This window comes from Bacillus sp. JH7, from assembly GCF_001563515.1.
In the GTDB taxonomy this organism is placed as follows: domain Bacteria; phylum Bacillota; class Bacilli; order Bacillales; family Bacillaceae_G; genus Bacillus_A; species Bacillus_A cereus.
This window is the reverse complement of record NZ_LPUS01000001.1, coordinates 376587-400736: the sequence shown is the minus strand read 5'-3', so window position 1 is coordinate 400736 and position 24150 is coordinate 376587. Positions and strand designations below refer to the sequence as shown.

Sequence of the window (24150 nt, the reverse complement as noted above, 5' to 3'; positions counted from 1 at the left end):
TAGAGTTTTCCGTGAGTTCTTATGCTTCTTGAGCAACAGGATATACGCTCACTTGTTTGCGGTCACGACCAAGACGCTCAAAGCGTACTACGCCGTCAACTTTCGCGTATAAAGTGTCATCGCCACCACGACCAACGTTAACACCTGGATAAATTTTTGTACCGCGTTGACGGTAAAGAATTGAACCACCTGTAACCGTTTGACCATCTGCGCGTTTAGCACCAAGACGTTTTGACTGAGAGTCACGACCGTTCTTTGTACTACCTACACCTTTCTTAGATGCGAAAAACTGAAGATCTAATCTTAACATACGTTACACCTCCTGCACTTTTTCTATTAAACGGATATACTTTCCGTAATCAAGTTCGATCGTCTTAAGCGAAACAACTAATCCTTCTAAAAGCGTTTGTGCTTTTTCTGCTGTATGAACGTCTAAATCATTAGGCAATTCATACGTTAAGAATCCGCCATCACTTCCGAGTTCAATAGTTGCTTGCACATTACAAAGTTCTTCCACTGCATTTATAGAACCAAACACAACCGCTGTAGTTCCAGCACAGACAAGGTCTTGTCCATGTGGCGCATAATCGGCATGTCCAGTCATTTTAAATGATTGGATACTTCCTAATTTCGTGCGACTTATCGTAATTTTAATCATGTTAACCAGAATTAAGCGTTGATAGCTTCAACAACTAGCTTAGTGTAAGGTTGACGATGACCTTGTTTCTTACGATTGTTCTTTTTCGCTTTGTATTTGAAAACGATAATTTTCTTAGCGCGACCTTGTTTTTCAACTTTCGCAGTAACTGTTGCACCTTCTACAACTGGGCTACCAACTTTAACGTTTTCGCCACCAACGAAAAGAACTTTGTCAAAAGTAACAGTTTCACCAGCTTCAACATCTAATTTTTCAATGTAGATTGCTTGACCAGCTTCAACTTTAATTTGTTTTCCACCTGTTTCGATAATTGCGTACATACTTGCACCTCCTCTTAATTACTAAGACTCGCCAAAAACGAGGTAGACATAAATGCCTTTAGGGAACCTGTCTTGTGCGGTTGTAGCATATAGCCGTTTAGGTGCTATAAACTATAACATAAAGATGTTATCATGAATCATAGACGGTTGTCAATAAATGTTCTGCTAACTATTTTTTCCGCTCTACAATTTCTTTTTTACTTCCAAAACGAACGATAGCATACTTTTCGATATTATCATCTTTGAAATAAATTTCAAATGGAATATTTTTTTGTAATTCTTTTTGCAAAAACTGTTTTTGCAGTTCTTTAGGCGCAGCGATTAATACCGCTTCATCTTCTATATTGCCATATGTGATTAGTTCTCTCTCTAACTCATACGCAATTGTTTCATGCGACATCACATAACCCGTCGCTTTGCAAGGTACACACTCTTTTAATAATACGTCCCGTAAAGAATGCTTTTTACGTTTACGTGTCATTTCCAAAATCCCTAGCTCCGTAAAGCCGAGCACCCTTGTATATGTGCGGTCATCTTGCATAGCAGCTATAAGACATTCTCTTACCTTTTCTTTATCTTCTCTTTTTTTCATATTAATAAAATCAATTAATATCATACCACCAATATCACGAAGTCTTAATTGGCGTGCAATTTCTTCAGCTGCCATCTCATTTGTGCGAAGTACTGTATCTTGTAAATTTTGTTTTCCCGTAAACTTGCCCGTATTCACATCAATTACAGTCATCGTCTCCATTTGTTCTACAATTAAATAAGCACCATTTGGAAGCCACACAATTTTTTGAAGTGCTTTCTCAATTTCACGCTCTATTCCAAAATGGTTAAACATCGAAGACTTTTCATTATAAAAAGATACTTTTTCTTTTCCAACTTTGTCTTCTAATTCTTTTACTATACTTCTTGTATCTACAACTACTTTTTCAATGGTTTCAATTGGATTCTCTTGAAATACACGATCTAAAAAGGTCGCCGGTCGATGAAGTAATAACGGCGCCTTTCCTTGGCCCTCTTTTCTTTTTAACTCTTCATACAACTGTTGTAACTCTTGCATTTCAGCTTGTATTTCTTCAATTGCTCCTTTTTCAGAAGCAGAACGGAAAATGTATCCCCCCATTCCCTCTATTTCAATTTGGAGTAACTGTTGTCTTCTTTTATTATTTTTTATTTTTCGAGAAACAGCGCGCATCTCATCAAACGGCATATAAACGACATATTTCCCGGTAAATTCTATATTCGCTGTCAATTTAGGCCCTTTCGTATCAATTGCCTCTTTTACAACTTGTACGAGTATCGCTTGCCCTTCATGTATACGATAAGAAGATGGTACATCATCGTATGAAAGGTAAGCATGTTTTTCTAAACCGATGTTTACAAAAGCTGCATTCATTCCAGCAATTGTTCTTACGACACGTCCAACATAAATATGCCCAACAATCTCTTGCTCTTCATTACGTTTCCATAAAAACTCAACAATTTTTTTCTTCTCTTCAATTGCAACCCGCTTTTCCGAACCAGCGTAATTCACATATAACGTTTTCAAAATTATTTCCTCACTTTATAATCTTCTTTGCTTTTACAATAATAAAAGGTTAGTGCTATCGTCAACACTAACCGATTAATTCTTCAACTGATGAAGTTGTTCGTTTTTCAGTAAAATATGCATAGAGCAATTCATTTTCATCCAATGTGTAATGCTCTTTATATTTTCCACGGACGATAATAGAATGCTTATATCCTCTACGAAATTTTGTGAAGATCGTATATAAACGATCTTCCGTTTGCACTTCAATAGGTGCAATCTTTTCGATTCCTCTTTTGTTTCCATAATAACGTTCTAATAAAAAACGCATAAATGCATACCGTCTTTGTTTCCACTCTTGATATAATGACACTGCTAAAAATATGAGTAGTACCCACATCATAATATTGTTACTATTCCAGAGTAACTGCCATCCTAATATTACACCAAAAAAAACACATGACAATTGCATCATCTTTTCATGTGCTTGTAAATAAGGGAAACGATATGATAATACATTAAACAATACTTTCCCGCCATCTAACGGCCAAATAGGGAGTAAATTAAATGCTAAAATAATTATATTATTCCACATAAAGAAATAATATAAATCTGTATTCAGCCAACCGGCTTCGAACAACATGTAACCTACCAGCATCATCCAAACATGTTGAATCGGTCCTGCAATTACGACAACAAGTTCCTCTTTCAATGACTTATTACCATGTTCCTCAAGCTCGGCAACGCCACCAAACGGCAAAAGCTGAATTCTTTTTATACGCCAATTATAGTGTGCTGCTGCAAAAGCATGCCCAAGTTCATGAATAAGAACAATACAAAATAACAGTAGTAACTCTTTAAAACGCGCAGTAAAAATACCAATGACAATAATAACCCAAAATAATGGATGCACGGAAATTTTCGTTAAAACGTCCCTATATTTAATCAAATGATATCACCTGGATCGGATCAATAAATTTTTCATTCTTTTTTATCGCGAAATAAAACTTTCCATTTTTATCATTTGTATCATTACTCACCGTTCCAATTTTTTGTTTCTTTGAAACGTAATCATATAATTTCACTGACATATCGTTTAAGTTTGCATACCATGACTCCGTACCATCTGCATGTTGAATTTGAACTGTATTTCCAAGTTCCTCTTTCTTGCCTGCAAAAACAACTAACCCTTCATTTACTGACTCCACTTTTGCATTTGTAGCTGTTTGGACAAATACACCTTGGCCATTTTTTTGAAACCCTTGCATTACCTTTCCAGAAGCAGGAATTGCATAATCTTTTTGCTGAATACTTCCTTCTTTTTTCTCGTTCGGCGAATAGAATACGAGTGGTTTTCCAAATTGCTTTTCGTACCATTTCGCTACAGTAGCAAACTGAAATTCCTCTTTCATCACTTTTTCTGTAACAGCTTTAGCTCCATTGAATGAAGAAGGAGCATTCTTATATAAAATAGCAACCGAAAGAACTAATATTGCTGATAATAAAACTTTGAAGAAAAAGACTTCCTTTCGAAATAAAGGATGCATTTCCTTTTCTCCATCTTCAATAAATACCGCTTCACTATCAAAATTCCCTCCGTTAAAATACTGCTCTTCCTCCATCCTTTCTTGCTCGGCCTTCCTTTTTGCAATCCGCTTTTTAATTTCTTCTACGCGTCTATTCTTCATACTGTCTCCTTTCTTTCGTTAAGCTAATTTCATTAGAAACAGTTGTATACAGTTTGTACATATGTATGAGCTAAGAAAGAAAGATATTCGTGTGAAGAAAAAAGAAAGCACCTCGCATATGTGCGAAGTGCTCTTAACGGATTCCAAAGAAGTTTTTCACCTTTGCAAATACCGATACCTTTTCTTGTTCAAATGCTTGTAATGGTACATTCTCACCTAACAAGCGTCTTGCAATATTACGATAAGCCAACGCTGCTTTTCCGCTTGGTTGCAACGCCACAGGTTCACCTGTATTTGTAGCTCGAATAACTTCATCGTCATCTTCGACAACACCAAGAAGCTCGATTGACAATGTACGTACAATTTCATCAACATCTAACATATCCTGTTCATGAAGCATATGACTACGTACACGGTTAATAACAAGTTTCGGTGGTTCAATATCCTCTTTTTCTAAAAGCCCAATAATACGATCCGCATCGCGCATTGAGGATACTTCTGGAGTCGTAACAACGATTGCTTTATCCGCACCAGCTACCGCATTTTTAAATCCCTGCTCAATCCCCGCAGGACAATCGATTAATATGTAATCATAATCTTGACGTAATACTTGTATTAATTCATCCATTTGTTCAGGTGTTACCGCTGATTTATCACTCGTTTGTGCTGCAGGTAATAAATAAAGATCATCAAAACGTTTGTCTTTAATAAGAGCCTGAGGTAAACGGCAACGCCCTTCAACGACATCAACAAGATCAAATACAATACGATTTTCCAGCCCCATTACTACGTCTAAATTTCGAAGACCGATATCTGTGTCAATTAAGCACACTTTCTTTCCAGATAACGCTAGGGCCGTACCAATGTTCGCAGATGTAGTAGTTTTACCTACTCCGCCTTTTCCAGATGTAATTACTATTGCCTCTCCCACAGCTATACAATTCCCCTTTCTAACTTTGTTAAATTAGGTCTAAGATGAGTGAGAAGTTGCAGGCGATCGACAACAATGTGATTGTTCTCATTAATATACGCACATTCTGCCGCCTCCGCTCCGTCTTCTTTCTCTTCCGGAGCCCGCATTGCCACATCACTAATTCGAAGTTGCATCGGGTTCATAACAGATGCAGCGATTACAGCATCCGAATCCCCATAATACCCAGCATGTGCAATTCCTCTTAATGATCCTACGACAAAAATATTCCCCCCAGCGATAACCGTTCCGCCTGGATTAACATCTCCAATTAACAACAAATTTCCTTTTACATGTAAAACTTGTCCAGAGCGAACAATTTTGGAAATAGGGACAATTTCTGTTTCTTCTTTCCAAGCTATTGCTTCTGCTTTAGTGATAACATCACTTTCAATTGAATCCACAACAAGATTCTTTTTATTACGAATTAACGTACGAATCTCTTCTTGTTGGACTTCTGTTAAATAACGATTTCCTACTTTCACATGCACTTCAATTAGAGAGCGTCCATCACCATCGTAGTAATGTGTAGAAAGTTTTTCGTCTAATTCCACCAATAATTCTGAGAATGAACAACAATCATCTAAATGAAGCGTTATCCCATCTTTTGTCCCTTTTATCGTTACATTTTGTTGCTTTTTTTCTTCCACTAAAGTTCACCCCACCGATTCAATTCGACATAAAATTAGAAAATCCTTTTTTCTTTTTCTTCCATCGCTTTTGAAAGACGCACTATATATCGTCTCAGTGGGAAACAAACTATCAATAAGAAAATAGCATTTAACAATAAAGTAGAAAGGAGACGATCTGTGAAAAAGACATACGCTGGCATATGAGTACGTCCTAATAAAGTTAAGAATCCATACACATAATACTCTAGTGCTACAACACTAGCTAATATGATAGAAACAACAATAAATAAATTCAATTGTAGTACTTTCATCACACTATATACTAAATAAGCTAAAATCGGATAAGCAAAAATATATATCCCGACAAGTTCTGTGTATACGGTATCAAATAAGAAGCCAAATAATAGTCCGTAATAAATCCCTTGGACCGGACTATAATACACTGTAATAAAACATAATACGATTATAAAGAAATGCGGTGCTGCTATGCTGTCTTTCCAAAACACATCCGTTGGAACAACAGTAGCAAACATATTTTCAAATAGAAACACAAAAAGGAGCAAAAGAGGAAGAGCTGCTCTTTTTAATATCTTCATCATCTCTTCTTCTCCTCCTATTCTAATGGCGCTGAAGGTGTTGCACGTTTAGCAACCGTAATATGCTCTACGTCATTTAAATCAGCGGCAGGTTTTACATAAGCTGTTTTTGTTAAGCCATATGCATCCGGCTGAACTTCAACGATTTTTCCAATTACAAGACCTTTCGGGAAAATATCACCCAGTCCAGATGTTACAACTAGTTGATCTTTCTCTACCGGTGCATCAGAGCCAATCTTTGTGAAAAGAAGTAATTGCTTTTCTTTGTCATAACCTTCAATCAATCCAAAGATTTTCTCTTGCCCTTGTACAATGGCAGAAACGCGATTTGTTCGGCTCATAGAACTTAGTAATTCTACTGATGATGTAAACTGAGATACACTTTTCACTCTTCCAACTAACCCTTGTGAAGTTACTACAGCCATATCTTTTTTAATTCCTTGCTGTGCCCCTTTATCAATTCCAATTAAATCGTACCATTTATCTGGATTACGAGAAACAACAGTAGCTGGAATTTCAGTATACCCGCTATTTAACTCTTTTTTACCAGTTAGCTCTTGTAGCTTCTTGTTATCATCTTCTAATTGTTTTACTTTCCCTGATAGACCTGCATAATTATCTAATTTTGCTTTTAATTCTTTATTCTCTTCATACGTGCGCTTTACATCCTCTACATTTTCGAAGAATCCAGCTACGTATTTCGCTGGCTTTTGGAATACACGTTCTACAACACCGACAGTATCTTTAACAAACTGCTCTGGCCATGTTAAACTGTTCCGTTCTTTCAATGAGATTCCAATCAATGCCACGAGAAGAATAATACTAACCAACAAAACAATTAATCTTTTGTTTAAGAAAAACTGTGGCACGTTCACACCCTCTTAATTTCACTGATTTTTATTTTGCAATATTATCGAGCAGCAGTTTTGAAAAGATCGATATTGTCTAACGCTTTACCTGTTCCAATTGCTACGCAATCTAATGGATCTTCTGCAACAAGAACTGGCATTTTCGTTTCTTCACTAATTACTTTATCTAAATTACGTAGTAATGCCCCGCCACCTGTTAATACGATACCGCGGTCCATAATATCAGCCGCTAATTCAGGTGGAGTTTTTTCTAACGTATTTTTAACTGATTCTACAATCGCATCTACTGTATCTTTTAATGCATCTGCAATTTCTTCTGGCTGAATTAGTACTGTTTTTGGTAAACCACTTACTAAATCACGACCGCGAATTTCCATAGGCTCGATACCTTCGGGCTCGCCTGCAGAACCAATTTCTAATTTTAATGCTTCAGCTGTTCTTTCACCGATCATTAAGTTATAGCTTTTCTTAATGTACTGAATGATTGAATCGTCCATATCATCACCAGCAACACGGACTGACTGGCTTGTTACAATACCACCTAGAGAAATAATTGCAACTTCTGTTGTACCACCACCGATATCAACAACCATACTACCAGTTGGTTCCCAAACAGGTAAGTTTGCACCAATTGCTGCTGCAAATGGCTCTTCGATAGGATAAGCATCACGAGCACCCGCTTGACGAGTCGCATCGATTACTGCACGTCTTTCTACAGCTGTAATACCAGATGGTACACATACCATTACATACGGCTTACGTGAGAAGAAACCGTTTGATTTTTGAGCTTGTTGAATGTAATATTTCATCATTGTTGCGGTTGTTTCGTAATCAGCAATTACACCGTCTTTCATCGGGCGAAGTGCCACAACGTTCCCTGGTGTACGACCAATCATTTGTTTTGCGTCGCTACCTACAGCAACGATTTGTTTCGTATCAGTTTGTAACGCCACTACTGAAGGTTCACGTAAAACTACACCTTTTCCTTTTACATATACAAGCGTGTTCGCAGTTCCTAAGTCTATTCCAAGATCGCGAGTAAATCCACCAAATCCAAACATATTATTTATCTTCCTTTCTTGTTTTCACGGACTCATTTTTTCTTAATTTATATTATAAAAACAGTACGTTTTTTATATCTTTATCCTTTTTGTAGATAAATTTCTACAAAAAACTCATAAATCACATTATAAAACAAAATAAGTAAAAAGCATAGTCTTAAATATGACCTTTTTCCTTTAAACTCACGAATTTATGGTCACCTATTATAATATGATCAAGCACTTCAATTCCGATAATCTGGCCGCATTCTACTAAGCGTTTTGTTACTTCAATATCTTCACGGCTCGGCGTGGGATCTCCTGAGGGATGGTTATGAAGACATATGATAGAGGCTGCTGCACGACGGAAGGCTTCTTTAAAAACTTCCCTCGGGTGTACAATTGACGTGTTTAAACTTCCAATAAAGATCGTTTGCCTATGTATAACTTGATTTTTTGTATTTAAATATAAACAAACAAAATGCTCTTGTTGTAAAAAACGCATTTCTTCCATCATGTATTTCGCACAATCTTCTGGACTTCGAATACTATATCTATTTTGATATTCTAAACGTACCATTCTTCTGCCTAGTTCAAAGGCTGCCATAAGTTGCGATGCCTTTGAAATCCCAATACCATGTATACTAATTAGCTCTTCTAATGTTGCATCTTTCAACATACGTAAGCCATCAAATTGGTGTAAAATTTTATCTGACAACTTTAAAACTGTTTCTTCTTTAGAACCTGTTCTGAGTAACACTGCGAGAAGCTCTCGATTGGATAAACTTCCAGCACCTTCTAACAATAAACGCTCCCGTGGCTGTTCTTCTCTTACAACATCACGAATACCGTTCATCTCTCCACCCCTTTATTTGTTCTCTCAAAGAAAACCCCATGCAATTTTACGCATGGGTTACATCAATATCAAATTGTTTTAATTCCCGAACGAGGCGTGCGATCGGTAAGCCAACTACACTATAGTAGTCCCCTTGAATATTTTGAACGAAAATAGATCCTTTACCTTGAATCCCATAACTACCGGCTTTATCAAGAGGTTCTTTCGACGCGACGTATGTATCAATTTCCTCTTCTGTTAACTCCCAAAATGTAACTTCTGTACGCTCATAAAAAGTAACCGTTTTTTCTTTTGCTATAATCGCAACACCTGTATACACTTCATGTGTTTTCCCTGATAGTAATTGTAACATCTCTTTCGCCTCATCCTCATTAGAAGGCTTACCAAGAATACGCGACTCATATGTAACAATTGTATCTGCACCTAACACAATGTGATCACTATTATTTTCTGCCACCGCTGATGCTTTTTGCAAGGCAAGCGACATTACAATATCAGAAGGCGATGAATATGCACCAATTGTTTCCTCTACTTCACTTACAACGATTTCAAATGGCACACTAGCTAACTCAAGTAATTCCTTCCTCCGAGGTGATCCTGAAGCTAAAATTATTTTTCTCATATTTTCTCCTTCCTTTCTCACATGAAGCAGAACAATTTATATTAATCGTATCAAAGGAATAGTTTGCCCACAAATGAAAGAAATATTAATTTCTCTAACTAAAATAAAACTTCTTTATTGCATACGATTATATTCCCGTCATAGAGAAAGCACTTTGCTCTAAATTCAAAAGAAAAGAAAGAAGTACATGTACTTCTTTCTTACTCATTTTATTATCCTATCATTTCACTTTCTACGAAACAATTTTTTCATACGAGAGTAAACCATCAATAATAACTTGATTTAATTTCGCCAAAGATTCCTTATCCACCTTCCCATCTTTTACTGTTTGTACAGCTACCGACGTATACATATACAGTTTCTTTGCTTCTTCTCGTTTCATACTTTCCCCTTCTTTTTCAACCTTTTTCCATTCTTTTTCAATTGCTTCTATATCTTTTTGGCTGCTTTTTCCACCAACTTGTACGCTAGAAGCATATTTTGCTAAATGAGTGTATAATGGCTGCACTTTTGTTAAAAATGTCCCTACTTCTTTATCATCTTTCAGCAATGCTTTATCTGTTATATCCCAGCTCTTTTTTAAAACGGAGACACCATCATTTTTATACTTAGTCATTAATTGATTTATAGACTGTTCATCGCTAGCAATACCAACAACTATTGCATACTTATCACCGCTCGGTCTCAAAGCACCAATGCCCCCATTGCCTTTCCATTCTTCAAGAGCTGCCTGTCCCTTTTCTTCAGAAGAATAAAGCCCCCCTTGAACAAAAAATAATTTCATCGGATCCAATGACGTTCCTGCCTGTGCTTTTTGTTTTTCTTCTTTCGGTGCTGGTGTTTGTTCTGCCGTTCCACCCACCTTTGATTCTCCATTTCCAGTCGGCCTTGAAGCTGTCACTTCACTTCCTCCTGTCGTTCCTTGTCCAGTAAGTAAATGAAGCATCCCCATTCCAAAAGCTGTACCGATAATGATTGCAGTTGCAACGATTACAATTAATGTATTACTCCACTTCTTTCGGTATTTTTCCACAGACATTGATTTCGCTTTTTGAAACGGAACAACATTTTTCGGTCGTTCACTTTCTACTACCATCCATTCAAATTCATCTTTCTTTTTTTCCTCATACTTCGCTTCTGTTCCATTCACTTTCACTGAGATCGTTCGTGATTGCTTGTCCATACACTCACACCTCACCTCTTATCGTTGTCCGCATCATATCATATTCATTTCATAAAAAAACGAGATATTTGTCAGAGGAATTCGCCAAATAACCCTATATATTTATCTTATATGTATGCATTTGACTTCATTTGTAGAACAAAAAAACTAGATAGCAAAGACTATCTAGTTTTTCTCGCGAATATATTTTCGTACTTCAGAAATGAAATAAAGAGAACCTGTTATGATAAAAACATCATTTTCTGCTATCTTTTCAACTTTTGTATCAATTGCCTCTTTCCAATTTTCAAAAACTAATTTTGATTCTTTCTGTGAATATGATGCAAGCTTGTCAGCAGAAATAGCACGATCAAAGGCGAATGTTGTAAAAATAATTTCATCTGCAATGGTTTCTAATTGGCCTACCATGTTATGTAATTGTTTATCACCAAGGGCAGTAAATAACACTATTACATTTTTATCTTTGTAATGCGCTTCTACTGTTTTCACAAGGCTTTCGATACCTTCTGGATTATGAGCACCATCTATAATAATATCCGGGTTACTTTGTAGCTTTTCAAAGCGCCCAATCCAATATGCTTCCAGTAATCCCGTTCTTATTTCCTCTTCCTCAATTAAAAATGATAAATATGTTTTTACATACATTACTGCCATAAGTGCTAACGCTGCATTTCCTACTTGATGAATGCCTTTCATTGAGATTTGCAAATCTTCAAATGCGGAAAAAGGACAAGTAAAATCAAACTGTTCCCCATCTTCATTAGACTGTTTATGTAACGCTGTAAAATGCTTGCTAAGTTCGTATAAGTTTGCATGATTTTCCTTTGCAACATTTTGAATGACTTGCAAAGCTTCTTCATCTTGTACACCAGTAATTACCGGCACGCCAGACTTAATAATCCCTGCCTTTTCATATGCAATTTCCCCTAGTGTATTTCCTAAAATATGCATATGATCGTGACCGATATTCGTAATAATCGTGAGAACAGGGTGTATGACATTGGTAGAGTCAAAACGTCCACCAAGCCCTGTTTCAAATAAAACAACATCACAGAAATTGACTTTACCGAAATAGCAAATCGCCATAACAGTAATAATTTCAAACTCTGTCGCTTCCCCTAAATCCGTTTCATCTAGTTTTTCCACGACTGGTTTTACCATCTTTACAAGTTCAGTAATCTCTTCGTCTGCAATTGGTGTTCCATTCACACTAATGCGTTCATTAAATGATTCGATGTAAGGAGAGGTAAACGTTCCTACCTTATATTTCGCGCCTTCTAACATGTAACGCATATATGTTAACGTTGAACCTTTTCCATTTGTACCAGCAAGATGAACACATTTTATATGACGCTCTGGATTTCCAAGTTCTTCTAACATCCATCTCATTCTTTCTAATCCTGGCTTAATTCCAAATTTCAATCGGCTATGGATCCACCCTATCGCTTCTTCGTATGTATGTATCACGTATGTTTTTCCCCTTTCAAAAGACAACTTTCATAGTTCTATTATACGCAAAGAAAAGAGACTCACCAATATAGTGAGTCTCTAAAAACATTTTTACTTTTCAAGATCTGCTAGACGTTGACGAACTGCTTCGCGTTTTTCTAGGTAATCTTGCTCTTTCGCACGCTCTCCTTCAATAACCGCTGCAGGAGCTTTCGCTACGAAACCTTGGTTAGAAAGTTTCTTCTGTACACGTTCTACTTCTTTATCGAACTTCTCAAGTTCTTTCTCAAGACGAGCTCTCTCTTCATCAAGATTGATAAGATCAGCTAACGGTAAGAATAACTCTGCACCTGATACGATTGCAGTCATTGCTTTTTCTGGCGCTTGTAAGTCCGTTTGAATTGTTAATTCGCTTGGGTTACAGAAACGCTCAATGTAAGAGCTGTTTTTCGTAAGTTGAGCAAGTACAGCCTCATCTTTTGCTTTAATTTGCATTTGAACTTTTTTGCTCATTGGCGTATTTACTTCTGCACGGATGTTACGAACAGAGCGAATGATATCAACTAGAAGGTGCATTTCTGCCGCAGCTTCCGTATCTTGTAAATCTTCGCGAACTGTTGGCCACGCAGCTACTGTAATAGACTCGCCTTCATGCGGTAAATGTTGCCAAATTTTCTCTGTTACGAATGGCATGAATGGGTGTAATAGACGCATTGTTTGATCTAATACGTAAGCTAAAATAGAACGAGTTGTTTTCTTAGCTGCTTCATCTTCACCGTATAGTGGAAGTTTCGCCATTTCAATATACCAATCACAGAAATCGTCCCAAATGAAGTTGTATAATGAACGACCAGCTTCACCGAACTCATATTTATCCATGTTACGTGTTACGCTTTCGATTGTTTCGTTTAAGCGAGTTAAGATCCACTTATCTGCTACTGATTTTTCACCAGTTAAATCGATTTCTTCATACTTCATATCATCCATGTTCATTAATACGAAACGTGATGCGTTCCAAATTTTATTAATGAAGTTCCAAGTAGATTCTACTTTTTCCATGCTGAAACGTAAATCTTGACCTGGTGCACTTCCTGTTGATAAGAAGAAACGCATTGCATCTGCACCGTACTTCTCGATAACATCCATTGGATCAATACCGTTACCAAGAGATTTACTCATTTTACGACCTTGCTCATCACGAACTAAACCGTGAATTAATACATCTTTAAATGGACGCTCTCCTGTAAACTCTAAACCTTGGAAAATCATACGAGATACCCAGAAGAAGATGATATCATAACCCGTTACTAGTGCATCTGTTGAATAGTAACGTTTGAAGTCTGCTGAATCTTCATTTGGCCAACCAAGTGTTGAAAATGGCCATAACGCTGAACTGAACCATGTATCAAGTACGTCATTATCTTGATTCCAGTTTTCAATATCTGCTGGTGCTTCTGTACCTACGTATACTTCACCAGTTTCTTTATGGTACCAAGCTGGAATACGGTGTCCCCACCATAATTGACGAGAAATACACCAATCATGAATATTTTCCATCCAGCGTAAATATGTGTTTTCAAAACGCTCTGGTACGAACGTTACTTTTTCTTCTTCTTTTTGTTGAAGCGCTACTGCTTTTTCAGCAAGTGGAGCCATTTTTACGAACCATTGTGTTGATAAATAAGGCTCAACAACTGCACCGCTACGCTCACTATGACCTACTGAATGCATATGTGGCTCGATTTCTACTAATACGCCAGCTTCTTGTAAGTCTTTCACTAATTCTTTACGGCATTCGAAACGATCCATACCGTTATACTTACCAGCTTTTTCGTTCATTGTTCCATCTTCGTTCATTACTAAAATGCGTGGTAAGTCATGACGGTTACCTACTTCAAAGTCATTCGGGTCATGAGCTGGTGTAATTTTTACAACGCCCGTTCCGAAATCTTTTTCTACGTACTCATCAGCAATAATCGGAATCTCACGGCCTACGATTGGAAGTGTAACTGTTTTTCCGATTAAATGTTTGTAACGATCGTCTTCGGGATGAACTGCTACTGCTGTATCACCAAGCATCGTTTCTGGACGAGTTGTCGCAAGACGAATGTGACCAGAACCATCTGTTAACGGATAGTTCATATGGTAGAATGCACCTTGAACTTCTTTATGAATTACTTCAATATCAGAAAGAGCTGTGCGTGTTGCTGGATCCCAGTTGATGATATATTCACCACGGTAAATTAAGCCTTTTTCGTATAATTGAACGAATACTTTATTAACCGCATCTGATAAACCTTTGTCTAATGTGAAGCGTTCACGAGAATAGTCTAGTCCTAAACCAACTTTTCCCCATTGTTGACGAATGTGAGAAGCGTATTCTTCTTTCCACTCCCAAGCTTTTTCAAGGAATTTTTCACGGCCAAGATCGTAACGTGAAATACCTTCTTCACGAAGTTTTCCTTCTACTTTCGCTTGTGTTGCGATACCAGCATGGTCCATTCCTGGAAGCCATAGCACATCGTATCCTTGCATACGCTTCGTACGAGTTAAAATATCTTGAAGAGTTGTATCCCAAGCATGACCTAAGTGTAACTTACCAGTTACGTTCGGAGGTGGAATTACAATTGTATATGGCTGTTTCTTCTCGTCTCCTGTTGCTTCAAAATATTTGCCTTCAAGCCACCATTGATAAAGGCCTTCTTCAACGGACATATGATCATATTTAGTTGGTAAATTCTTTTCCGTGTTTGACATTATTTTCCCTCCTTAAAATAAAAAATGTCCCTCATCCAAAAAGGACGAGGGACATCGCGGTACCACCTTTATTTACAAACAAATTCATAATTTGCTTATACTCTTAATTTGATAACGGACAAATCCGTCTTTTCCTAATAAGAACTATTCCGTTCAGAAAAGATGCTCCAGGGCTACCTTCTAACATAACTATCTAGAGAATCTCCCAGCTAATGATTCTCCTCTCTGAAGACGTTTCATGTTATACTCTTCCCCTTCAAGGCATTTATATGATTGTTAATTATTATATACAATAGTGTAAAAAACGAAACCTTATTCGTCAAGATAAATTTAAAACTACAGCTTTTCGTGCAAAAAAAAGAAGATAAGTAGAATCCTCTACTTATCTTCTTTCCCCCGCTATTTGCGGGCAGTAAGACCTCCACCTCAAAACTCAGCTGAATCAAAGAAGTTAGATGGGAGCCCTGGTGCCCGTAAACGCCCAATTGGTGAAGGCTAATCATCAGCGGGGAATGCCTTTACTTTATCCGTTCCCTTGCTGGGCAGCTTGTAATTGTGACAGGAAATATTCTATATTGCTAACGAGCCAATGCGATTGTTGCAAACTCTTTACTCCGCGCAGTTCATTTTCCTCGTTGCGATTATCTCTTCTTTTCTTATAGGACTGGATTTGCCGAATAAATTGCGATGGATACGTCATATACGCAAACATAAGTAGTTGCTCTTCTTTCGTAAAAGGGAAATTTTTTTGATACATTTGAAACCATTCAAACCGATCACTTCTTGCGATTGGATATGTGTTTAAAGACCGTGAATAAAAACCTACTATATCTTGCACAGGCGTTGCAAACTTCGATTTTTCTAAACTAATAAAATAGCCATTCCGCTCATAGTCAAATAAAAAATGATTAAGTGACACATTACCATGCACAAAAGTAATACGCGTTTTCTCTTTTTCTTTCATCGCATCGTTCCACTCATTTAATTGCTTCGTTGCAAATTCACGCGCTCTCATTACATGATGATAGTACGTACAATATTGCAATTCAAACGGGGACATATACCATTTTGATTCAGATTCTACGAGAAACTCTTCTAACATCTCACCATCATTTTCCCAACGATCGGATATACTTGTATAATGTTTTTCTAAATCTTCTTCCGTATACGTTTCTTCCTTCACAGTTTTTTGATGCAACGTTCCAAGTGTCTGAAACATTTTATGGTATTGATCATTGTCCTCACCGTTTCCTTCTGCACGTTCTAACCAAGGCATTAAATAATAATTATACGTCCCGTCACTTAAAATATAACTTCCATCCGTCGCATGATATATAGGTACATAATTTGAAAAACCTTTCTCCTTCAAATATTGAATATGATGCAGAAAGTTATTCCGCTCTAACTTTCTGCCTTCTATTTTCTTGAGTGCATATGGACCTTGATTCGTATAAATTTTCATTACATTTCCGTGCTCTTCCATATGCTGCGTATCCAATCTATATTGCCTCACGATAGGTTCATAGTGATTTCGCAACTCAATATCCATACGAATAACCCTTTCTATTCAAAACATAGCCTCTAAGAAAGGAAGTGAGTGAAAACACTCACTTCCTTATTTCGTCTTTACCCTTGAAACGGGAATATAAATAATTTGCCCCGTATTTAAAAATATATCTTCTGTTTGATTAACACGGTATAAATTCTGTACAGACGTTTCATAACGGTCTGCAATAGATTCAATTGTATCTCCTTCTTGCACGAAATACATTCTTAACTTTGTAAATTCTTCTTCCGGTTCTTTCGTAAATAGTTTTGTTAAATAAAGCGCATTTTCATCTCGCTGTGAGTACTCTTCTTCTTGTTCTTCCTGCTTTTTCGCTTTTTCTTTCTTGAAATCTTTTCGTCCGAACAGTTCAAATTGCGGCGTTGTTTCTTGCCCCTCTTCACGTTCCACAAATTCATGTTCTTCTATTTTCTCTTCTTCTAATTCCTGCTCTTTTCTTTCCTCTAATTGGAACGGTTCAAATGCGTAATCTTCCCACTCATCTGACTCCTTATATGCCGGTTCTTCTACATGCGGCACCGGTCTATTTTCATCCTCTTGCGCTGAATCTTCTTCTAACTCAGCATACACCGTTTCTTCCTCTTCAACTTCATCCTCGCTTCTCTCTTCATCACACAAACCGGTAATAGATATATCCGCTAATAATTGTAAGCAACCATTTTCCTTTAATTCATAATCAAATTCCTCGATTGATACATATAGCTCTTCAATTACTTTCACTCGATTTCTCGGAATTGATATTTCAAGTGGAAAGGAATGTACAAGTTCATTAACCCCATCTTCTCTTGTTTCTACATAATCAATTGACTTTGCTGGCGATAGTTCTCTTAATGAATACGCCGAATCATCTTTTCGTGCAACATACTCTCCCGTTAAATCTAATTGTCCTCTCACGATTACTTCATGATCAAGCTCTTCTATCTCAACGTCTGGATCTAACGAAATTGACAAAAGTTCTTCGACTTCCTGTCCTTTTTGGAACCACACAGATTCTTTTAATGAAAATCGTAATGAATGATCTGCAGCCACTTCTTTTCCCCCTCCCAAACTATATGTCATTACAGATTTATGTGCAGAAAGCTTACTTTATGAATAAAAAAAATCGCTCCCCTTATGGAGAGCGATTTTCTCTAATACATTACGCTTTTAATTTTGACATTGCAATTTCAGCTGCTGCAATCGTCGCTTCAATATCTGCATCACTATGTGCTGTCGATAAGAATAAACCTTCGAATTGAGATGGCGGTAAGAATACACCTTGTTCTACCATTTCACGATAGTAAGCCGCAAAGAATTCTAAGTTTGAAGATTTTGCTGCATCGTAATTAATAACGGGTTCATCTGTAAAGAAAATACCAATCATAGAGCCTGCACGGTTAATATGGTGCGGAATGCCATGTTTTTCAGCTGCTTTACGTAATCCAGCTTCTAACATTTCAGCTTTACGCTCAAATTCTACATATGATTCTGGCGTTAACTGTACTAACGTTTCATAACCTGCCGCCATTGCAAGTGGGTTACCTGATAAAGTACCAGCTTGGTAAATCGGTCCGCTTGGCGCAACTTGGCGCATAATTTCCGCTTTACCACCGTATGCTCCTACCGGTAAACCACCACCGATTACTTTACCTAAGCATGTTAAATCAGGCGTTACGCCATAATAACCTTGGCCACAATTATAAGCTACTCGGAACCCTGTCATTACTTCATCAAAAATAAGCAATGCACCGTTTTGTTCTGTTACTTCACGAAGACCTTCTAAAAATCCAGGCTGCGGAGGAACAACCCCCATATTTCCTGCTACTGGTTCTACAATTACACAAGCAATATCATCACCGAATTGTTCAAACGCGTATTTTACGCTTTCTAAATCGTTATAAGCTACTGTAATCGTATTTTTCGCTACACCTTCTGGTACACCAGGACTATCTGGTAAACCTAAAGTCGCCACACCAGAACCAGCTTTAATTAATAACGAATCACCATGACCGTGGTAACAACCGATAAATTTCAAGATTTTATTACGACCTGTATAACCACGAGCTAAACGTAGTGCACTCATTGTCGCTTCCGTTCCAGAGTTAACCATACGCACAATCTCAATTGATGGCACGCGCTCAATAACAAGTTTTGCTAATTTATTTTCAATTTCTGTTGGTGCACCGAAGCTTGTACCTCTTTCAGCAACAGATTTTAACGCTTCTACAACACGATCATTTGCATGACCATGAATTAAAGGACCCCATGATAATACGTAGTCGATGTATTCATTCCCATCGATATCATATACTTTAGAGCCTTTTCCACGCTCCATAAACAACGGATTCATCCCAACAGACTTAAAGGCACGAACCGGGCTATTTACGCCACCAGGCATTAAGTCTTGCGCCTCTTCAAACGCTGCAATTGACTTATCAAACTTTTTCATTATTTAGCGCCTCCTTCTTGTAACCATCTTGCTGCATCTTTTGCATGATACGTAATAATTAAATCTGCTCCTGCACGTTTCATACTAATTAATTTTTCAAGAACAACTTCTTTTTCATTAATCCAACCATTTTGCGCTGCCGCTTTAATCATCGAATATTCACCACTTACATTATAAGCGACAACTGGTAAATTAAAGTTATTTTTCACATCACGAACGATATCTAAGTAAGAAAGAGCTGGTTTTACGATTAAGAAATCTGCACCTTCCATTACATCTGATTCTGCTTCACGGAATGCTTCCATACGGTTTGCCGGATCCATTTGATATGTTTTACGGTCACCAAATTGCGGTGCACCGTGCGCAGCATCACGGAATGGTCCATAAAATGCTGATGAATATTTCACAGCGTACGACATAACTGGCACGTGTCCAAAACCATTTTCGTCTAATGCATGGCGAATTGCTGTTACAAAGCCGTCCATCATGTTTGATGGCGCAATAATGTCCGCTCCTGCTTTCGCTTGACTTACAGCTGTTTTCGCAAGAACTGCAAGAGACTCGTCATTTAAAATAATACCATCTTCAATTACACCGCAATGACCATGGCTTGTAAATTGACATAAACATGTGTCTGCAACTACTACTAGCTCAGGGAAATCACCTTTAATTTGCTGAATAGCACGTTGTACAATTCCATGATCACAATATGCTGATGATCCAACTTCATCCTTTTCAGCAGGTAAACCAAATACAATAACAGAACGAATACCTAAATCAACAACTTCTTGCATTTCAGCTTGCAATAAATCTAAAGACATTTGATATACGCCTGGCATAGAAGGAACTTCATTACGAACATTTTCACCTTCTAATACAAAAATAGGGTAAATAAAATCTTCCGTATGTAAAAACGTTTCACGCACAAGCGCACGCATGCCCCCGCTTTGTCTTAAACGACGATGACGATTAAATTGTAAAGAGTTCATAGATTTCTATCCCCATTCTTTCATTTTATAGATTCACAAACACATTGTAGTAATGCTTCTACAGTGTACTCTTTCGGCACAATAACAGACGGAAAATAAAGACTTGCCTCTTTTTCCGTAATAGGTCCTATACAAGCAATTGTACATTTTTTTGTCCATTCTCTCCAGTTTGTACCCTCAAGTAAACGAACAAAACTAGTAACAGTTGAAGGGCTCGTAAATGTAATAATGTCTACTTTCCCTAACTTCAATGCCGCTATAAGCTCTTGCTTTTTTTCTATATTCACTTTCGTACCGTATACGGTTAGCTCATCTAGAGAAACACCAATTTCCCGAAGTGCAACCGGAATTACCTCTCTTGCTAAATTCCCTTTCGGAAATAAAATACGTTCATTTCCACTTAATTCTTTTAGAAACTCTTCTGCAAATGCTTCTGCAACAAATGAAGTCGGAACAAAATGAACTTGATAGCCCCTTTTTTCTAACTCTAATTTTGTTTTCACACCTACCGCAGCGATTTTAATGGTTAGTGGTAGTTTCTTTTTTAAACTATCTAGAAAAAAAGCTACACCATTTCTGCTCGTAAAAATAACCCAGTCGTATGAATGTAGCTGCTCTTCAATATGTTGAATTTGCCTATGAGACATACCTTCCATACGCAAAAGCGGAATTTCCAATGGAATTCCGCTCTTTTCTTTCACTGCTACACTCATTTGTTTCGCTTGATGCTGGGCACGTGTAATCAATACCGTTTTTCCAGCGAGAGCGTTCATATTTATTGTTGCTCCTTATTTGCAGCAAGAATGAGTTCTTGGGCGCCTTGCTTAATTAAACGGTCCGCGGCCTCTAATCCTACTTCCTCAGGATTAGTACCCACTACTGTCTCTTTTAATAAAACAGAGCCATCCATAGAGCCAACAAGAGCTGTTAATTCGATTGCATCGTTCTCTGTAAGGGTTGCATATCCAGCAATTGGAACTTGGCATCCACCTTCAAGTTTATGAAGAAATACTCGCTCCGCTGCCACTGTTCTTTCTGTTATCGTATCATTAATATGCGCTAACAATTGCAATAAATCCTTATCATCCTCACGACACTCAATCGCTAATGCACCTTGTCCTACAGCAGGTACACATAACGTTTCATCTAAATGTTCTGTAATAACTTCATCATCCCAGCCCATTCTTTGTAATCCAGCTGTCGCTAAAATAATCGCATCGTAATCTTCTTCTTTTAATTTACGTAAACGTGTATCGATATTCCCGCGAATCCACTTAACTTGTAAATCTGGTCTCGCAGCGAGTAGCTGTGCACTACGTCTTAAACTACTCGTACCTAAAATAGCACCTTCCGCTAACTCTTTAAACGATGCTCCATTTTTTGAGATAAAAGCATCACGAGGGTCAACACGCTTTGGTGTACAACCAATCATTAAACCTTCTGGAAGTACGGCTGGCATATCTTTCATACTATGTACAGCCATATCGATTTCTTTCGTAAGTAGCGCGTGTTCAATCTCTTTTACAAACAAGCCTTTGCCGCCTACTTTTGAAAGAGTAACATCTAAAATAACATCACCTTTTGTGACAATTTCTTTCACTTCAAATTCATATGGTAGACCTAGGGCTTTTAACTGATCAATAAACCAGTTTGTTTGCGTTAATGCTAGTTTACTCTTTCGTGATCCTACAATAATTTTGCGCATAATTCTCTCTCCTCATTATAAATACCAAAAGTGGAAATTGGATAAACTGCTTAATAGAAAAATGTTTACTAGCATTACGAGAAACGATCCGATATTCCACTGTACAATTTTCTTACCTTGCAACACATCTGCCGCTCGTAAATATAAACCTGTGCAATACACAAATAGAACGACAAAAGATCCGATTACTTTCGTATCATACCAATGGAAATTATCCAATTTTGTATATCCCCATATACATCCTAATAAAATTGCTAGTAAGAAAAATGGAACAGAAAATAAATTTAATCCGTAAGACATAGATTCTAGCTTCGGTAAATTCCCTAACCTTCTTAATCTCGCATTCCATTTTTTCTTTTTTAATAGGCGATATTGTAATAAGTACATAATAGAAAAAATAAACGATACAGTAAACGTTGCGTAAGAAATAATTGCCATACCGACATGCACGTATACAAGTTCTGAAACTAATTGTTCCGCAAGTACTGGCGACATCTTTCCGAGCGGTGTAAAAATAGAAAAAGCGCTTACGCCAAATGCAACAACATTTGTAAAAAAGACTAAAAAGTCGATTCTCATAAATCGATTAATGACTAACGACATCGTAATCAATAACCAAACATAAAAATAAATCCCTGATAATAAAGTTAAAATTGGATTCGTTTCTGAATCTGTAGCCCTAAGCAACATAAAAATAGACTGCAGGACCCATACAATCGCAAGTAACCAAAAAGCAAATCGGTTCGCCTTTCGGTTACTTTGGAAATAATCTATAAAATATAAACTAATGCTACAAGCATATAAAATAATTGCAATATGATAAATAATACTGTTATTTAAAAAACTCATCCGATCATCCTTCCAAATTATAAAGATGGAACGGATGGTGTCCACACTTTTTTATGTTCTACTTCTTCCGCACAACTCTCTACGTCTTCCGTTTCTAAATCGAAAATCTTCGCAAATAACGCTAATTTTTCGCTCGCTCCCTCTTCAGCAGCTATTTCTTTCGCTACTAAAATTGGGTCTTTTAATAATTGATTAATAATACTTTTCGTATGCTTACTAATGACTTTTTTCTCACGATCACTAAGGTTTGGTATTTTTCGCTCTAGGCTTACCATCGTTTCACTTTGAATTGCAAGTGCCTTATCACGAAGAGCTGATATTAATGGAACAACACCAAGTGTACTTAACCACGTTTTAAATAGAACAATTTCCTCTTCAATCATAAATTGAATTTTCTCTGCTTCTTTCAAACGCTCAGCACGGTTTGCCTCCACTACTCCTTGTAAATCATCAATATCATACAAGAAAGAACCTTCTAGCTCATCAATCGCTGGATCAATATCACGTGGCACTGCAATGTCAACCATAAACAAAGGGCGACCAGAGCGCATTTTCTCTACCTTTGTCATCATCTCTTTCGTAATGACATACTCCGATGCACCAGTTGAACTAATTAAAATATCTGCTTCTAATAATGCACATTGTAATTCGCTTAATGATTTTGCATGTCCCATATATTTCTCAGCCATTACTTCTGCTTTCGAAAGCGTCCTATTCATAACTGTTACTTTACGAGCACCACTTCCATATAAGTTTTGCAGTGCAAGTTCGCCCATTTTACCAGCACCAAGAATAAGCACATGACAATCTGTTAACTCGCCAAATATTTTCTTTCCAAGCTCAACAGCAGCATAACTAACAGACATCGCACTTTCCCCGATTGTTGTTTCTGAGTGGGCACGTTTTGCTAATGTAATGACTTGCTTAAACAATTCATTAAAAATTGTGCCTGTTGCTTTAACTTGTTGCGCTTCTAAAAAGCTATCTTTTATTTGACCTAAAATCTGCGTTTCTCCGACTACCATAGAATCTAAACCGCACGTTACGCGGAATAAATGATCTATTGCACCATCTTGTTCAAAAATAGTTAAATATGGCGCGACTTCTTCTATTTCAAGCTGAAACCAATCAGCTAAAAACTTCTTAATATAATACCGTCCCGTGTGTAATTGATCGACAACAGCATAAATCTCAGTGCGATTACAAGTTGATACAATGACATTCTCTAACACGCTCTTTTGATTTTGTAATGTAGTCATCGCTCGCTCTAGTTCTGCTGCCTGAAATGTGAGTTTCTCACGAAATTCTACAGGGGCTGTTCGATAATTTACACTAACAACAAGAATATGCACGCAGCATGTCCCCCTTCACCCGTTTTATCACTTTATCTACTATCATAATACAACTTTCCTCTTATGAATCTGACAATCGTGTG

At 37.3% G+C, this 24150-nt stretch carries 24 protein-coding genes and 2 other annotated features; all 24 genes read right to left on the bottom strand.

Annotated elements, in window-relative coordinates:
• Positions 1–19: 19 nt before the first annotated feature.
• Positions 20–310, bottom strand: coding sequence for a 50S ribosomal protein L27 (rpmA, locus tag AU379_RS02180; protein ID WP_000944958.1), 291 nt, complete (start codon positions 308–310; stop codon positions 20–22).
• A gap of 3 nt (positions 311–313) precedes the next feature.
• Positions 314–658: a ribosomal-processing cysteine protease Prp gene (locus AU379_RS02175; protein ID WP_002001054.1), complete on the bottom strand. Its 345-nt coding sequence runs from the start codon at positions 656–658 to the stop codon at positions 314–316.
• Between the two features lie 11 nt (positions 659–669).
• Positions 670–978 carry a 50S ribosomal protein L21 gene (gene rplU, locus AU379_RS02170; RefSeq protein WP_000270907.1) on the bottom strand — a complete coding sequence of 103 codons (309 nt, stop codon included), beginning with the start codon at positions 976–978 and terminating at the stop codon, positions 670–672.
• Positions 979–992: 14 nt separating this feature from the next.
• Positions 993–1070, bottom strand: a sequence feature (ribosomal protein L21 leader region).
• Between the two features lie 77 nt (positions 1071–1147).
• Positions 1148–2536, bottom strand: coding sequence for an Rne/Rng family ribonuclease (locus AU379_RS02165; protein WP_044584879.1), 1389 nt, complete (start codon positions 2534–2536; stop codon positions 1148–1150).
• 67 nt (positions 2537–2603) lie between these two features.
• Entirely contained in the window at positions 2604–3464 is an 861-nt protein-coding gene (gene spoIVFB / locus AU379_RS02160; protein WP_000599054.1) for a stage IV sporulation intramembrane metalloprotease SpoIVFB, read from the bottom strand.
• Entirely contained in the window at positions 3457–4203 is a 747-nt protein-coding gene (gene spoIVFA / locus AU379_RS02155; protein WP_000797471.1) for a stage IV sporulation protein SpoIVFA, read from the bottom strand. Before spoIVFA ends, spoIVFB begins: the two co-directional genes overlap by 8 nt.
• Positions 4204–4336: 133 nt before the next feature.
• A complete protein-coding gene (minD, locus tag AU379_RS02150; protein ID WP_000503309.1) occupies positions 4337–5134 on the bottom strand; it encodes a septum site-determining protein MinD in 798 nt (265 codons plus the stop codon).
• A gap of 2 nt (positions 5135–5136) precedes the next feature.
• Positions 5137–5823, bottom strand: coding sequence for a septum site-determining protein MinC (gene minC / locus AU379_RS02145; protein WP_000391525.1), 687 nt, complete (start codon positions 5821–5823; stop codon positions 5137–5139).
• Positions 5824–5858: 35 nt separating this feature from the next.
• The gene (gene mreD, locus AU379_RS02140; protein WP_000975766.1) at positions 5859–6404 is read right to left on the bottom strand and encodes a rod shape-determining protein MreD; all 546 of its coding nucleotides are present in this window, start codon (positions 6402–6404) and stop codon (positions 5859–5861) included.
• 14 nt (positions 6405–6418) lie between these two features.
• Entirely contained in the window at positions 6419–7270 is an 852-nt protein-coding gene (mreC, locus tag AU379_RS02135) for a rod shape-determining protein MreC (protein WP_001135488.1), read from the bottom strand.
• Positions 7271–7311: 41 nt separating this feature from the next.
• The gene (gene mreB / locus AU379_RS02130) at positions 7312–8331 is read right to left on the bottom strand and encodes a cell shape-determining protein MreB (protein WP_000466736.1); all 1020 of its coding nucleotides are present in this window, start codon (positions 8329–8331) and stop codon (positions 7312–7314) included.
• Between the two features lie 157 nt (positions 8332–8488).
• Positions 8489–9166: a DNA repair protein RadC gene (gene radC / locus AU379_RS02125; RefSeq protein WP_001013391.1), complete on the bottom strand. Its 678-nt coding sequence runs from the start codon at positions 9164–9166 to the stop codon at positions 8489–8491.
• Positions 9167–9212: 46 nt separating this feature from the next.
• Positions 9213–9788: a Maf family protein gene (locus tag AU379_RS02120; protein WP_001226291.1), complete on the bottom strand. Its 576-nt coding sequence runs from the start codon at positions 9786–9788 to the stop codon at positions 9213–9215.
• A gap of 232 nt (positions 9789–10020) precedes the next feature.
• Positions 10021–10971 carry a hypothetical protein gene (locus tag AU379_RS02115; RefSeq protein ID WP_000361011.1) on the bottom strand — a complete coding sequence of 317 codons (951 nt, stop codon included), beginning with the start codon at positions 10969–10971 and terminating at the stop codon, positions 10021–10023.
• Between the two features lie 165 nt (positions 10972–11136).
• On the bottom strand, positions 11137–12438 hold the full coding sequence (gene folC / locus AU379_RS02110) for a bifunctional tetrahydrofolate synthase/dihydrofolate synthase (protein ID WP_000582067.1): 1302 nt from the start codon (positions 12436–12438) through the stop codon (positions 11137–11139).
• 93 nt (positions 12439–12531) lie between these two features.
• The gene (locus AU379_RS02105) at positions 12532–15177 is read right to left on the bottom strand and encodes a valine--tRNA ligase (protein ID WP_000072250.1); all 2646 of its coding nucleotides are present in this window, start codon (positions 15175–15177) and stop codon (positions 12532–12534) included.
• Positions 15178–15214: 37 nt separating this feature from the next.
• Positions 15215–15446, bottom strand: a binding site (T-box leader).
• A gap of 254 nt (positions 15447–15700) precedes the next feature.
• Complete coding sequence (ysxE, locus tag AU379_RS02100; protein WP_000350658.1) at positions 15701–16726, bottom strand: spore coat protein YsxE; 1026 nt, start codon at positions 16724–16726, stop codon at positions 15701–15703.
• A gap of 66 nt (positions 16727–16792) precedes the next feature.
• Positions 16793–17803, bottom strand: coding sequence for a stage VI sporulation protein D (gene spoVID / locus AU379_RS02095; protein WP_114556467.1), 1011 nt, complete (start codon positions 17801–17803; stop codon positions 16793–16795).
• A 79-nt stretch (positions 17804–17882) separates the two neighbouring features.
• Positions 17883–19172, bottom strand: a complete 1290-nt coding sequence (hemL, locus tag AU379_RS02090; RefSeq protein WP_000712943.1) for a glutamate-1-semialdehyde 2,1-aminomutase — start codon at positions 19170–19172, stop codon at positions 17883–17885.
• Positions 19172–20161, bottom strand: coding sequence for a porphobilinogen synthase (gene hemB, locus AU379_RS02085; RefSeq protein WP_001087065.1), 990 nt, complete (start codon positions 20159–20161; stop codon positions 19172–19174). The genes hemL and hemB overlap by 1 nt, the downstream gene beginning before the upstream one ends.
• 20 nt (positions 20162–20181) lie before the next feature.
• The gene (gene hemD / locus AU379_RS02080) at positions 20182–20934 is read right to left on the bottom strand and encodes a uroporphyrinogen-III synthase (RefSeq protein ID WP_000992348.1); all 753 of its coding nucleotides are present in this window, start codon (positions 20932–20934) and stop codon (positions 20182–20184) included.
• Positions 20935–20936: 2 nt separating this feature from the next.
• Positions 20937–21866 (bottom strand): hydroxymethylbilane synthase, encoded by a 930-nt coding sequence (hemC, locus tag AU379_RS02075; RefSeq protein ID WP_001226402.1) that lies wholly within the window; start codon positions 21864–21866, stop codon positions 20937–20939.
• Positions 21867–21881: 15 nt separating this feature from the next.
• Complete coding sequence (ccsA, locus tag AU379_RS02070; RefSeq protein WP_000008991.1) at positions 21882–22715, bottom strand: cytochrome c biogenesis protein CcsA; 834 nt, start codon at positions 22713–22715, stop codon at positions 21882–21884.
• A 17-nt stretch (positions 22716–22732) separates the two neighbouring features.
• Positions 22733–24067: a glutamyl-tRNA reductase gene (gene hemA / locus AU379_RS02065; RefSeq protein WP_000547867.1), complete on the bottom strand. Its 1335-nt coding sequence runs from the start codon at positions 24065–24067 to the stop codon at positions 22733–22735.
• Positions 24068–24150: the final 83 nt, after the last annotated feature.

Coding starts and splice junctions, on each gene's coding strand:
- rpmA (WP_000944958.1), bottom strand. CDS start 310: ATGTTAAGATTAGATCTTCAGTTTTTCGCATCTAAGAAAGGTGTAGGT.
- AU379_RS02175 (WP_002001054.1), bottom strand. CDS start 658: ATGATTAAAATTACGATAAGTCGCACGAAATTAGGAAGTATCCAATCA.
- rplU (WP_000270907.1), bottom strand. CDS start 978: ATGTACGCAATTATCGAAACAGGTGGAAAACAAATTAAAGTTGAAGCT.
- spoIVFA (WP_000797471.1), bottom strand. CDS start 4,203: ATGAAGAATAGACGCGTAGAAGAAATTAAAAAGCGGATTGCAAAAAGG.
- mreD (WP_000975766.1), bottom strand. CDS start 6,404: ATGATGAAGATATTAAAAAGAGCAGCTCTTCCTCTTTTGCTCCTTTTT.
- mreB (WP_000466736.1), bottom strand. CDS start 8,331: ATGTTTGGATTTGGTGGATTTACTCGCGATCTTGGAATAGACTTAGGA.
- radC (WP_001013391.1), bottom strand. CDS start 9,166: ATGAACGGTATTCGTGATGTTGTAAGAGAAGAACAGCCACGGGAGCGT.
- AU379_RS02120 (WP_001226291.1), bottom strand. CDS start 9,788: ATGAGAAAAATAATTTTAGCTTCAGGATCACCTCGGAGGAAGGAATTA.
- AU379_RS02115 (WP_000361011.1), bottom strand. CDS start 10,971: ATGGACAAGCAATCACGAACGATCTCAGTGAAAGTGAATGGAACAGAA.
- AU379_RS02105 (WP_000072250.1), bottom strand. CDS start 15,177: ATGTCAAACACGGAAAAGAATTTACCAACTAAATATGATCATATGTCC.
- ysxE (WP_000350658.1), bottom strand. CDS start 16,726: ATGGATATTGAGTTGCGAAATCACTATGAACCTATCGTGAGGCAATAT.
- spoVID (WP_114556467.1), bottom strand. CDS start 17,803: ATGACATATAGTTTGGGAGGGGGAAAAGAAGTGGCTGCAGATCATTCA.
- hemL (WP_000712943.1), bottom strand. CDS start 19,172: ATGAAAAAGTTTGATAAGTCAATTGCAGCGTTTGAAGAGGCGCAAGAC.
- hemB (WP_001087065.1), bottom strand. CDS start 20,161: ATGAACTCTTTACAATTTAATCGTCATCGTCGTTTAAGACAAAGCGGG.
- hemD (WP_000992348.1), bottom strand. CDS start 20,934: ATGAACGCTCTCGCTGGAAAAACGGTATTGATTACACGTGCCCAGCAT.
- hemC (WP_001226402.1), bottom strand. CDS start 21,866: ATGCGCAAAATTATTGTAGGATCACGAAAGAGTAAACTAGCATTAACG.
- ccsA (WP_000008991.1), bottom strand. CDS start 22,715: ATGAGTTTTTTAAATAACAGTATTATTTATCATATTGCAATTATTTTA.